The organism is Acinetobacter rudis, assembly GCF_031157835.1.
GTDB classification, from domain to species: domain Bacteria; phylum Pseudomonadota; class Gammaproteobacteria; order Pseudomonadales; family Moraxellaceae; genus Acinetobacter; species Acinetobacter rudis_A.
The window spans coordinates 77,159-89,705 of record NZ_JAVIDR010000006.1 but is presented as its reverse complement, the minus strand read 5'-3'; the positions used below and the strand labels follow the sequence as shown (position 1 = coordinate 89,705).

Annotated in this window: 7 protein-coding genes and 1 pseudogene; 3 read left to right on the top strand and 5 right to left on the bottom strand. The window is 35.6% G+C overall.

Going from position 1 to position 12,547, the window contains the following annotated elements:
* Positions 1–92: 92 nt before the first annotated feature.
* Complete coding sequence (locus RFH42_RS07905) at positions 93–938, top strand: XAC2610-related protein (RefSeq protein WP_308975048.1); 846 nt, start codon at positions 93–95, stop codon at positions 936–938.
* A 90-nt stretch (positions 939–1,028) separates the two neighbouring features.
* Here RFH42_RS07905 and dusA read toward each other — a convergent pair whose 3' ends face one another.
* The 4 genes and pseudogenes from dusA to RFH42_RS16885 all read right to left on the bottom strand — a co-directional run bounded on the left by dusA (position 1,029) and on the right by RFH42_RS16885 (position 3,951).
* The gene (gene dusA, locus RFH42_RS07900) at positions 1,029–2,045 is read right to left on the bottom strand and encodes a tRNA dihydrouridine(20/20a) synthase DusA (RefSeq protein ID WP_374990779.1); all 1,017 of its coding nucleotides are present in this window, start codon (positions 2,043–2,045) and stop codon (positions 1,029–1,031) included.
* Positions 2,046–2,454: 409 nt separating this feature from the next.
* On the bottom strand, positions 2,455–3,351 hold the full coding sequence (locus RFH42_RS07895) for a DMT family transporter (protein ID WP_308975047.1): 897 nt from the start codon (positions 3,349–3,351) through the stop codon (positions 2,455–2,457).
* A gap of 31 nt (positions 3,352–3,382) precedes the next feature.
* Positions 3,383–3,604, bottom strand: a pseudogene (locus tag RFH42_RS16890) (hypothetical protein); the annotation flags it as partial.
* 227 nt (positions 3,605–3,831) lie between these two features.
* Positions 3,832–3,951 carry a DUF6202 family protein gene (locus RFH42_RS16885; RefSeq protein WP_374990822.1) on the bottom strand — a complete coding sequence of 40 codons (120 nt, stop codon included), beginning with the start codon at positions 3,949–3,951 and terminating at the stop codon, positions 3,832–3,834.
* A gap of 1,676 nt (positions 3,952–5,627) precedes the next feature.
* On the opposite strand from RFH42_RS16885, the gene RFH42_RS07890 reads away from it, so the two are divergent.
* Together RFH42_RS07890 and RFH42_RS07885 are read left to right on the top strand one after the other, a co-directional pair.
* A complete protein-coding gene (locus tag RFH42_RS07890) occupies positions 5,628–10,727 on the top strand; it encodes an ESPR-type extended signal peptide-containing protein (protein ID WP_308975046.1) in 5,100 nt (1,699 codons plus the stop codon).
* A gap of 125 nt (positions 10,728–10,852) precedes the next feature.
* Positions 10,853–11,635, top strand: a complete 783-nt coding sequence (locus tag RFH42_RS07885) for an OmpA family protein (RefSeq protein WP_308975045.1) — start codon at positions 10,853–10,855, stop codon at positions 11,633–11,635.
* A gap of 162 nt (positions 11,636–11,797) precedes the next feature.
* Here RFH42_RS07885 and RFH42_RS07880 read toward each other — a convergent pair whose 3' ends face one another.
* Positions 11,798–12,529: a siderophore-interacting protein gene (locus RFH42_RS07880; protein WP_308975044.1), complete on the bottom strand. Its 732-nt coding sequence runs from the start codon at positions 12,527–12,529 to the stop codon at positions 11,798–11,800.
* Positions 12,530–12,547: the final 18 nt, after the last annotated feature.

The window sequence follows — 12,547 nt, the reverse complement described above, 5'->3', positions numbered from 1 at the left end:
CAATAGAATAGGCTTACTTGTTGCAGTTTTTCTCAATCATTGTATGTTAAATTAGGCTATATTTAATCTCAATTGATGAGTGTAATAGGCATATGAAATTAAGCCGAATTTTGACAAATAGTTTATTGGGTGCTGTATTGGTAGCATCAACGGTTGCGCAAGCAGAAATTGTTCAAAAAACCACTGCGACCACAGCTCAAGCACAATTTAAAAGTTTGAGTAATGTTAAAGTAAATATGCAACGCATGTTAAGGTCAACAGATGGTCAGTATTATTTAGATTTATACGCAGGTGTGTGGAATCCGCGTGCAACATTAACAGAGATAAAGACCGAGAAAAGCATTCGTTTTGAAGGTCTGCAAAAGGCTAATCAGTTGAATATGGCCTCGTTGATTTCTCCTAGTGATGCGAGTCTTGAGGCTGGTGATTATCAGTTAAATGGTCAATTGAATGCAATTACAGGCCAGTTCACCGCAAGATTAGTTAAAAAAGGTCAGTTGCAAAGCCAAGAGATTCAGTTTGAGCCAGCATTTAAAGTGACAGATAAACCTGCATTTCTCTTTAAGTTTTATACGCCAAGTAATGCAGCGACTTTAAACAATTTTATTGAACGCATAGATGTCGTTGATCAAAAAACACAAAAAGTTGTGCAACAATTAACAGGGTTTAAAGCTTACAACCAAACAGTCGATTACAAAGATATTAATTTTGATGGCCATTATGATCTAGTATTATCTGATGCTTCTAATGGTCGTTGGGCAGAAGATCAGCATCACATTTATTGGATGTATAACCCTAAGACGGCTAAGTTTCAGCGCTCAACTCAACTAGAAAAAATTCAAGGTTACCCAAACCTTGACGGGATTAAACAGCAAATTAACTTTGCGAATGGTTCGATTTATCAAGTCGAAAAAGGTCTATTAAATAAAATTCAGTAAAATGTATCAACACGTTAGCCTTTTGCTCTTGAAGAGGAAAAGACTAACGTGTTTTTCGTTCTAGACTTTATTGTGGTTTCAAATGGGTATTTACTGATTTTCTTTAATATAATCTTCAGTGCGTTGCATTGCAGCCTGAATATTATCAATTGCTATTTTTACATCATCTAAAGTTTTGGCATTACCACCACTTAAGGATTGACGCCATTTGCGTGCTCCAGGTAGGTTTTGAAATAAACCAAGAATATGACGAGTGAGTATTGAAATTGGGGCACCTTCAGCCATCCGCTGTTCGAAGTAGGGGATCATCTGCTGCATAATATCAAAGCGATTTGGCATGGTATCTACACCATATAACTCGCCCAATTCAGCAAGTAAATAAGGGTTATGATAAGCCTCACGTCCAATCATTACACCATCAACATGTTGTAGATGACTTTTTGTTTCTGCCAAGGATTTAATCCCACCATTAATTTCTATATATAAGTTTGGGCGCTCTCGTTTAAGACGGTAGACATCTTCATAACGTAATGGTGGAACTTCACGGTTTTCTTTAGGAGAAAGTCCTTGTAATAGTGCAATACGTGCATGTACCACAAAGTGTTTACAGCCAGTTGCCGCTACTGTATCAACGAAACTTAACATTTCCTCATAACTTTGCATGTCATCAATACCAATACGGTGCTTGATTGTGACTGGGATATGAGTGCTTTTTTGCATTGCTGCAATACATTCAGCAACTAAATCAGCTTCAGCCATGAGACAAGCACCGATTTTATTATTTTGTACACGATCACTTGGACAGCCAACATTGAGATTGATTTCATCATAACCCCAATCCTCAGCCATTTTACTACAAGTTGCTAATTCTTTAGGATTAGATCCTCCTAGTTGTAAAACCAGAGGGTGTTCTTGTTGATTATAATTTAGATGGCGTGCAGCATCGCCATATATAATCGCCCCAGTAGTCACCATTTCAGTATAGAGGGTGATATGAGGGTTAAATAAACGTGCAAAATAACGATAATCTTTGGTTGTCCAATCCATCATCGGGGCAACACTGATTCGTGGAGATTGAGTGTTTTCAATGTTATTGCTAATAGTCATTAAAAATCATACCTTTAAGTCTTGTTTCTCAACCTGCGAGAATCTGTTTAAACCTGTGTTTAGCTGTGTTAACCATTGCCAGATAAGTTAAATTTACAGCATAAATCGAAAAAAATGGTGGTGTAACTTATCAAATCAATTGTAACAAGGAAAGAGATCATTACTAAAATTGCTTTGTGTAGTAATTTAGCCCAGATATGCAAATTTTCTTTCAGAAAATAATTTTTTTCCCAAACTAGTGGATTGTAGATTTTATTAAGTAAAGTCGCCACATCATATAATATAGAAATTTTATTCAACTAATATAAGGAATGTATCTAAGTTGAACTGAAATTGGATGCTAATATGATGGTAGTCTAAATGATAATTCGGTGTGTCTAAATATTTGGTAGCTATTCAATTAATTAACTTAAGGTAATGTCCTTTTTAGTTCTGGGATTTTCCAATGTAGTTTTACACCCAATATGCCAAACAAAATTAAAATAGCACCTATGATTTGGTTTATAGTTAACAAATGATTAAAGAAAAAATAGTCTATAATCACAGTTGACAAAGGATATATGAAAGACAGAATTGCGATATTATTGAGTGGTATTTTCTTTATTGCTGAATACATGAGGAAATATACTAAAGCTGTATGAAACATACCTAAAAAAATGATATAGATCCATTGGATACCTATAGGAGGTGCTTGAAGGATAGAAATAAAAGGTACCATAACAATGGTTCCACTAATTGTCTGAATTAAAATAATTAATAATGGAGGTGTGCTTGTTAATTTTTTTGTAATTAATACTGAAAATGAATAAAGTGTAGTTGCTATCAGAACTAATAGTAAACCAAATAATTCATTATAATTAACTGAAGATTTTCCTAAACCAATAATAATAATGAGTCCAATAAAAGCTAAAATGGTCCAAAAAATATCATTTTTATTTATTTTTTCATGAAAGACTATCATACTTAAAAATAAAATAATAAATGGATTCACATGATAGACTATTGTTGCCAAAGAAATAGAGGTTTTAGGGAATGCTGCAAATAATAAAGCCCAATTGAAAACGATGAGCAAACCTGAAGCGATCATCAATAAGACTTTTTTCTTATCTAAGTATTTATTTTTAAAATATCCATAATAAAAACAGATAGGAGCTAAGCAAATTGCAGCAATTATGCACCGAAAAAAAACAATATTGATTGGTGATTGACCAGATTTGATAACAAATAAACCAATACTTCCGGATAGAAGCATTGCAATGACCATTTCAATTGTTCCAATTTTGAGGCTTAAACTTTTATCTTTCATAGCCTTTTCCAATATATTTATTAAGTTTCATTTATAGAGAAAAGCGTTCATACATTTTTCTCTCTGCTTTAAGAAACTGACAGAATTGCTTTGTTTTTGAAAATAGATATTCATCACCAGATTGTTCTGAAATTTTTAGCATCCATTCATAACACTTTGATAAACTAATATTTTTATAAAATGGTACTTTTGATAAAAAACCAACAATGTCCCAATAATTATCTTTATTAATAATCTTAGAAAAATTAACTAAACCATTTTGAAATCGGTAGTCAAATTTTCTCTATTAATCATTTGGGGGTGTTGTAAAGAGTTTTCATTGATTGGCTTTCTAAAAATACTTTGATATAGACAATCTCTTATCTCAAAATCTAGACATAGATTTAAACGACGTTCTGGAGATAAATTAATTGCAGAATGCAAATGTTTAGCATCTAAAAACCAAATTTCTCCATGTCTCATATGAAAACATCTTCATTTTCAGCGTGTAAACATGAATGTTTTTGTGATTTCTCTCCAACAATAAGTTATTCGGAGAGCTGCTTTAGGATTAATTAATTTAACTTCTCTTACTATTGAAAAAAAAGTGATTTGTATCATTTGTTAATTCATTGGACTTAAGGCGTTCGACTACTTTACTCTCAAAATATTTTTCATCTTGAAGTAAGTTGTCATTTAATTGTTGATGTGTGGTCATAACTTAACTCCCTTAATTTTTACTTATTTTTATTAATCATCATATACAATAGAAAATGTAGAAATATAATTAGTCAAAACAATGTCTTATTTACTTTTACTATTCATGATAGAAGATGTTGCTACTCAACAGACTTCTTTAGCTGGTAAACCAGATGTGTCTACTTGCTATTTTTAGTTAGCTTATTTAGTAAATTTTTAAATGTCAATTTTCAATAATAAGCGATAAAAAAGACTATTTTAACTTGGGATTAAGTTGAAATTTTGTACTTATTCTTTATAAAACACTTAATTTAAAATATTTAATTTAAATAGGATAATGTAAGTTTTTTGAATATTTTAGTTTCTAAAAGAATAATTAAAAAAATTTCACTTTTATTAACGTAAATATTGCTCATAAGTACAAACGGTATACAAGAAATCTAAACTTTTGGAAATGGGTTGAAAACCTATTATTAATTGTGGTTGATATAGATGGGAGCTAATGTACAGCTTTTATTAAATAATTTTTTGGTTGGAGAATACCATATTATTAAAATCAGTCAGTAGAGTTTACTATTATTCAAGTTGCTACTAATTTATTTGATCAATATGGATGCCATCATTCAACAGTATTACTTATGATGCAATAAAAAGATGGCAGATACTTCTCGAAGCATTTTCAGAACTTATTAATTATCATAAAAGTTTTAAATGGTCGTACCTCATGTCCAAATTTATGATAAGCCCCTTTAAGAGTCAGATGGTATATCCAGCAACTTATACTATTAGATAAATAGGGGTGATTGTTTTTCTTTTGCTTGGGTTTTCCTTACAATTCAATCAATTGATCTGCCCCACTGTAATATAGGTTCTATTGGAAGTGAAAATCAACAAGGATATCTAATGACTCACGGTTATAGTCATCAATGATATTGTAACTATGAGCATCACTGGGGGTAGTAATGCATATGATGCTGATTCAAGAGAGCGAATAGGAATGTGCTTTGAGTTGGTAAAAATTATATTGTTCATTTACTACTACAAGGTGGTATCTCTGTAGTCAGCTTGAGATGTTATCTCAGTTACTTTCCTAGCTTTTTAATTACAGTTAAATATTTATAAATTAAAAAATGCAAATAAATGTGATTATTTTATTTTTTAAACTTAATTTCCAATGATAATTATATGGGCTACTTTTTATTTGTTTTTAAAATTTTAATTTATTTTTAATTTTGTTTTTTTGATATTTTTTCTTATCTATTTTATTGTTGATTGGTTTGGTTGGGATTTGGTGTTTGTTTAGGGTTGTGTTTAATTTTTAAATTCCTCTATATTAATTAAATTGTTGTGTTGGTTGGTTTTTATTATTAACTTTTTGATTTTTAATGAAAAATGTAAAATTATTTAGTTTTTTTAATTGAAGTTTTAAATATTTCTTTATTTATTTTTTAACTGAAATATATTGTGTAGGTTATTTATTTTTAATTTTATTTTTAATTTTTTTATATTTGAAATTGGTCTTTATTTTTTAATTTTGTGCTGTATTTTATTTTGTTCTGTTTTTTGCTTTATTATCTTTAAAATAATTGGTTTATTACATGAATAAAATATATCGAGTTATATGGAGTGCTTCATCTGGAGCATGGATTGCAGTATCAGAAATCGCAAAATCAAAAGGGAAGACTTCAACGGTTAAATCTTCTATAAATAGAGGATTTAATTTTTTAGTTTCTAAAAATAAAATTTTGAATTTAAGCTTATTGAGTCTAGCGATGCTTTCACTTGCATCAAATTTATACGCAGGGCAAAAGGTTGATATGTTTGGAGGAGATATATCAATAGATCATTCTATAGAAAATACAAGTAAATTAAAAAATTTGTACTTAAATAATAAGAACAGCACTGATTGGGTACAGCCTCAACTTATATTAGGTGCAAATACGACAAGGAATGAAGGTGCCAAATTTATAAGTCAGAGCTTATCCTCTATAGATAATACAAATACAACTAAAGGTGTTTTGGGGAATAGTGCAACTGTAAATAGAGATAGCTCACTCCACACAATAAATTTAGTGGAAAATGCAGCTAGTCCTGATCCATTGATTCATTACTATAGTGTTAATGATGGCAATATAAAAAGTGGAAATTATGATAATAACGGTGCAGTGGGAGTTGGTTCAATTGCTGTAGGAGTTGCAGCTAGTGCTGGTGGGAGTTACACCGTTGCAGTGGGGAAAGATAGTGATGCAAAGACGATATCTGCGGTAGCAATTGGTCATGCTTCAAAGGCATTAGATAATTCTGATATTGCTGTTGGGCGTGATTCTACAGCAAGTGGTTCTCATTCTATTGCATTAGGGGCTGAGTCTAATGCAGCAGGGATTAAATCGGTTGCAATGGGTAACCTTGCAGAAGCAAAAGGTCATGATTCATTAGCCCTAGGAACACACGTAGAGGCCGCAGGCATGCAGGCAATAGCAATTGGCCGTTTTTCAAAAGCACTCTCTCAGCAGTCTATTGCAATGGGAGTTGATAGTAGAGCATTGGGTGAAAGAAGCATAGCTATTGGTAGTATGTCTGAGTCCTATAATAAGGAGGCAGTTGCATTAGGGAATGGTGCTCGTGTAGATTTTGATCTAGCAGTCGCATTAGGTGCTTCCTCTACAGCGAATAGGGCTGCAGTAGTGGTGACAGAAGCTCAGGACCTTAAGTTTCATGGCATAGAGTACAAAGGATTTGCCGGTCAAGTTAATTCATCTGGTATGCAAGTATCCATAGGTTCTAAAGGTAAAGAACGCCAACTGAAAAACCTTGCAGCAGGTCAAATAACTGCCACAAGTACTGACGGTATCAATGGTAGCCAGCTATTTGCAAGCAATGTAACGATTGGGAATTTGGCAAATAGTACCAAAAACATTTTAGGTGGTAATGCTAGGATTGGAACTGATGGCACACTGATAATGTCAGACATTGGTGGAACTAAAAAAGATACGGTTCATGATGCGATAACCTCACTTGCGAATAAGCCTCTCACCTTTGCCGGAAACTCAGGTACGCCTGTTGCGAAGAAACTTGGTGAAACCCTAAACATTAAAGGTGCTGGTGTTAAAGCTGATAATCAATATTCAGCAGAAAACATTAAAACTGCAGTTGATGCCAACGGTGATTTGATCATTTCCATGGACAAGAACCTCAAGGCAGACAGCTTGGTGTTAAATGGTACCAATGGTAAAGACGGCCTTACCATTACTGGTGGTAAAGGTACACCTGGTTTAGATGGCAAAGATGGTGAAACACGTATCATCTATGAAACTAGAGATGGTAAGATCATAGAAACTGCGACCTTAAATGATGGCTTGAAGTTTAAAGGTAATGCTGGTGACAGTATTGCGAAGAAATTGAACCAAGAGCTTGAAATTGTTGGTGGTATGACGGATATGACTGCTGGTGCGGCAAGTTCTGAAAATCTTCGTACTGTGAACAAAGATGGTAAGTTAGCACTTGAATTGTCGAAAAATTTAACTGGTCTTGAGTCTGTAACAGTTGGCGATACGGTGATTAATAATGCTGGGTTAACCATTAATAATGGTCCAAGTATCACCGCTGGTGGTATTAGCGCTGGTGGTAAAGTGATTAGTAATGTTGGTGCTGGTGTTAAAGGTGGTGATGCAGTTAACGTTGATCAGTTAAATGCGGCAAAAACCAAAGTTAAAGCTGGGGATAATACGACAGTTGCCTTTGATGATAAGACTAATACGTACACAGTAAGTAGTACTGGTGGTACAGGCATTCCTGATAAGCCATTAACATTTGCAGCTAACTCAGGTACGCCAGTTGCGAAGAAACTTGGCGAAACCCTAAATATCAAAGGTGCTGGTGTTAAAGCTGATGATCAATACTCAGCAGAAAACATTAAAACTGCGGTTGATGCCAACGGCGACTTGATCATTTCCATGGACAAGAACCTCAAGGCAGACAGCTTGGTGTTAAATGGTACCAATGGTAAAGACGGTCTTACGATTACTGGTGGTAAAGGTGCACCGGGTTTAGATGGTAAAGATGGTGAAACTCGGATTATCTATGAAACTAGAGATGGTAAGATCATAGAAACTGCGACCTTAAATGATGGCTTGAAGTTTAAAGGTAATGCTGGTGACAGTATTGTGAAGAAATTGAACCAAGAGCTTGAAATTGTTGGTGGTATGACGGATATGACTGCTGGTGCGGCAAGTTCTGAAAATCTTCGTACTGTGAACAAAGATGGTAAGTTAGCACTTGAATTGTCGAAAAACTTAACTGGTCTTGAGTCTGTAACAGTTGGCGATACGGTGATTAATAATGCTGGGTTAACCATTAAGAATGGTCCAAGTATCACCGCTGGTGGTATTAGCGCTGGTGGTAAAGTGATTAGTAATGTTGGTGCTGGTGTTAAAGGTGGTGATGCAGTTAACGTTGATCAGTTAAATGCGGCAAAAACCAAAGTTAAAGCTGGGGATAATACGACAGTTGCCTTTGATGATAAGACTAATACGTACACAGTAAGTAGTACTGGTGGTACAGGCATTCCTGATAAGCCATTAACCTTTGCCGGAAACTCAGGTACGCCAGTTGCGAAGAAACTTGGTGAAACCCTAAACATTAAAGGTGCTGGTGTTAAAGCTGATGATCAATACTCAGCAGAAAATATTAAAACTGCGGTTGATGCCAACGGCGACTTGATCATTTCCATGGACAAGAATCTTAAGGCAGACAGCTTGGTGTTAAATGGTACCAATGGTAAAGACGGCCTTACAATTACTGGTAGTAAAGGTGCAGACGGTGAAACACGGATTATCTATGAAACTAGAGATGGTAAGATCATAGAAACTGCAACCTTAAATGATGGCTTGAAGTTTAAAGGTAATGCTGGTGACAGTATTGCGAAGAAATTGAATCAAGAGCTTGAAATTGTTGGTGGTATGACAGACATGACTGCTGGTGCGGCAAGTTCTGAAAATCTTCGTACTGTGAACAAAGATGGTAAGTTAGCACTTGAATTGTCGAAAAACTTAACTGGTCTTGAGTCTGTAACAGTTGGCGATACGGTGATTAATAATGCTGGGTTAACCATTAATAATGGTCCAAGTATCACCGCTGGCGGTATTAGCGCTGGTGGTAAAGCTATTAGCAATGTCGCTGAGGGTGTAAAAGGTACAGATGCTGTTAACTTGAATCAGTTGAATAAAGCGTCTATTGCATCGAAAGTTGATGTGAAAGATGGCAAAAACATCAAAGTTGATACGAAAGTCAATGCTGATGGTAGTACAGAGTTTACTGTAGCAACTGATAGTGTTGTGGACTTTGATAAAGTAACAGTAGGTAAAGTTACAATTGATAAGAAAACAAATGATATTACTGGTTTAAGTAATACCCAGTTAGGTGGTGTTGACTTTGCAACCAAAGGTCGTGCTGCAACTGAGGAACAACTTAATTATACACAAAATAATTTTGTAACAATCCTTGGTGGGAATGCGATAAATAATGCCGGCAATGTTTCGATGACCAATATTGGTAATACGGGTAAAAATAATATCCACGATGCAATTTCTTCAATCAATGATAGAGTGACCAATGCGAATCCAGGTTGGAACTTAACAGCTAATGGTGGAGATAAGAGCACAGTAAAACCAGGTGAAACTGTTGATTTTGCAAATAAAGATGGCAATGTCAATATCAGCAAAGATGGCAATGACATTAAAGTTGATTTGGCTAAAGACCTTAATCTTGGTAAAGACGGCAGCATTAAAAATGGCGATACAACAATCAACAATGATGGTTTAGTTATTGCTGGAGGCCCAAGTGTTACTAAAGATGGTATTAACGCTGGTAACAAGACAGTTACTGGGGTTGGTAGTGGTATGAAAGATGCCAATGGTAAGACTGTAACTGATATTGCTGAAGCAGATGGTAATAACGCAGTCAATATTGACGATCTACGTAATACCGTTGGTACTGCTGTTGCTGGTGCTAAAACTGAGGTAAAAGCTGGCAATAACATTACTGTAAGTAAAACACCAGGTAAAAATGGTCAGGATATTTACACAGTTGCAACCAGCGATGATGTCAAATTTAAAACTGTAACTTCTGACAATATTAAAGTTGGCGATGTTGTAATCAACAAAGATACTGGTATTCATGCTGGCGACAAGAAAGTAACGGGTGTTGCAGATGGTAAGATTGCTAAAGACTCTAAAGATGCTGTGAACGGTGGTCAGTTGAATACAACTAATACCAATGTAAGTAATTACCTGGGTGGTGGTACGAAGTTTGAAAATGGCGAATGGACAGGTCCAACTTACAATGTAAATGGCGGTAGCTATAACAATGTAGGTGATGCACTTCATGCCTTGGATGACCGTAATACTCAGATAAATAACAAGGTAGATAACTTATTCCAAACAACCAACCAACGTATTGATAATGTTGAGAAACGTGCCAATGCAGGTATTGCAGCTGCAATGGCGCTTGAAACAGCACCATATGTAGCAGGCAAGTGGTCGTATGCGGCAGCTGCTGCACACCATGGTGGTGAAAATGCGGTAGGTGTAACCTTACGTAAAACTGCTGACAGCGGTCGCTGGTCATTGACTGGTGGTATTGCAGCGGCTTCTGAAGGTGATCCAAGCTTCCGTATCGGTATCAGTGGTGTAATAGATTAATTAAACGATCGATGAACAGTAGGAAGGCTGAACTCAGCCTTCCTATCAAATTTAACTATAGAGATTCACATATTATGAAAAGTATTGTTAAAAGTTTAATCGGCAGTTTAGTGGTCATCACAAGCATGTCGACAAATGCAGAAGAAGTAGCTTTAACCTCAACGAACGAAGTAACGTTTCCAGAGATTGATCGTAGTTACTTAAAAGAAGTGAAACGTTATGAGTATTCAGATGTTGCACGACTAGGCGCGGGTTCAAATAAGGATCAATTCCGTCATATTCTAGGTAATCCACACTTTAGTGAAGGCTTGATATTTGTTAAAACCTGGAACTATGTTTTAGACATTCGTAAGCCGAACACTCAAGAATATAAGCGTTGTCAACTTCGTATTGATTTTGACAAGTCTTATTTGGCTGAACGCTTGAGTTGGAACGGTCAAGACTGTCAAAACTTTATGTATCCAGCTGAACAAAGAGTGATACAACAAGTAGTGCCAAGGCCTTTGCAAGTCAAGAATCTTAACTTAAGTGCAGATGCTTTGTTTAAGTTCAATGGTGCTTCACGCAGTGATTTATTGCCAAAAGGGCAACAAGAACTCAATCACTTGGCTAATGCAATTCAACATGGTTATACCAGTGTTAGCAAGATTAATCTGATTGGACACACTGATCGTTTGGGTTCTGATGCTTATAACTATCAGTTAGGGCTAAAACGTGCTGAAACAGTACGTAATTATTTGATTGATTCAGGTATATCTGAACAAGTCATTAGCTTTTCGAGTGCGGGGAAAACACAGCCTGTGACGAATGGCTGTTATGATGTAGCAAAAGGTAATGCCCAACGTGCTTGTCTACAGCCAGATCGTCGTGTTGAAGTTGAAATTACGGGGATAGAAAAAGCACAATAATTTTTTATTCATTTCGAAAGAGGCTCTACCCAGTGGTGGAGCTTCTCTACATTTGACCAGTAGTAAGGCGTTTGACACTTTAATATATAAATAATACATCTTTCTTTGGAATGATCAAATATCAACTGAACTGTTGATAGAAGATACGCTAGATAAGCGTATTTAATCTCGATAATCCATTTCGCCTAATTTCCAATATCCTTGGCTTTTTATTTTATGAGCGGGGAGTTGTTTTTGTGTCAGCCAATATTGTTTCCAACTTTGCGTCCAGCGTGCTTCTCCAGCAAGCCAGACCTGTCCATGACCTTGCAAAGTGGCGATATCTTTAATGAGTATGTTGTGGTCTGCTAAAAGGTCAGGTCGCACTGCGAGTGTACGCCAACGAGTTTGTAATTTACATTTGTTGGCAATATCTTGTTTATCTTCCAGCGAATCAACAATAAACAATGCAGAAACTTGGATATGTTGGTCTAAGGATTCAATAATGCGTATTGCAGCGGGTAAGGCAGTGAGGTCAGCACCAATCCATACCCAATCTGTTTCATCAGCAATTTGAAACCCTCCGTTTTGTGGTCCAGCAATGTTTACTGCATCACCTGCTTGGCATTGCTTAGCCCATGATGATACAGAACGATGATTAACTTGTTGGTCATGGTCATGTAAAACGAAATCGAGGGTTATGGTTGATTGATTAAGATCAACTTGTCGAATCGTATAAGCCCTTCCTTTAATTCCTTCAGGAAATACCTTAACCCATGCACTTGGACTATGTACTTCTGGATTGGCTAGCCATGCATTCACATTAGGCCCACCAAGGACTAAACGACGCATATTGGGAGTAATGAGTGTGGCAGAAAGAATGTGGCAAGATATAGTTGTATGTGTCTTTTTCAAGATATTCATTCTCATTGA

Coding starts and splice junctions, on each gene's coding strand:
- RFH42_RS07895 (WP_308975047.1), bottom strand. CDS start 3,351: ATGAAAGATAAAAGTTTAAGCCTCAAAATTGGAACAATTGAAATGGTC.
- RFH42_RS07885 (WP_308975045.1), top strand. CDS start 10,853: ATGTCGACAAATGCAGAAGAAGTAGCTTTAACCTCAACGAACGAAGTA.
- RFH42_RS16885 (WP_374990822.1), bottom strand. CDS start 3,951: ATGATACAAATCACTTTTTTTTCAATAGTAAGAGAAGTTAAATTAATT.
- RFH42_RS07890 (WP_308975046.1), top strand. CDS start 5,628: ATGAATAAAATATATCGAGTTATATGGAGTGCTTCATCTGGAGCATGG.
- dusA (WP_374990779.1), bottom strand. CDS start 2,045: ATGACTATTAGCAATAACATTGAAAACACTCAATCTCCACGAATCAGT.
- RFH42_RS07905 (WP_308975048.1), top strand. CDS start 93: ATGAAATTAAGCCGAATTTTGACAAATAGTTTATTGGGTGCTGTATTG.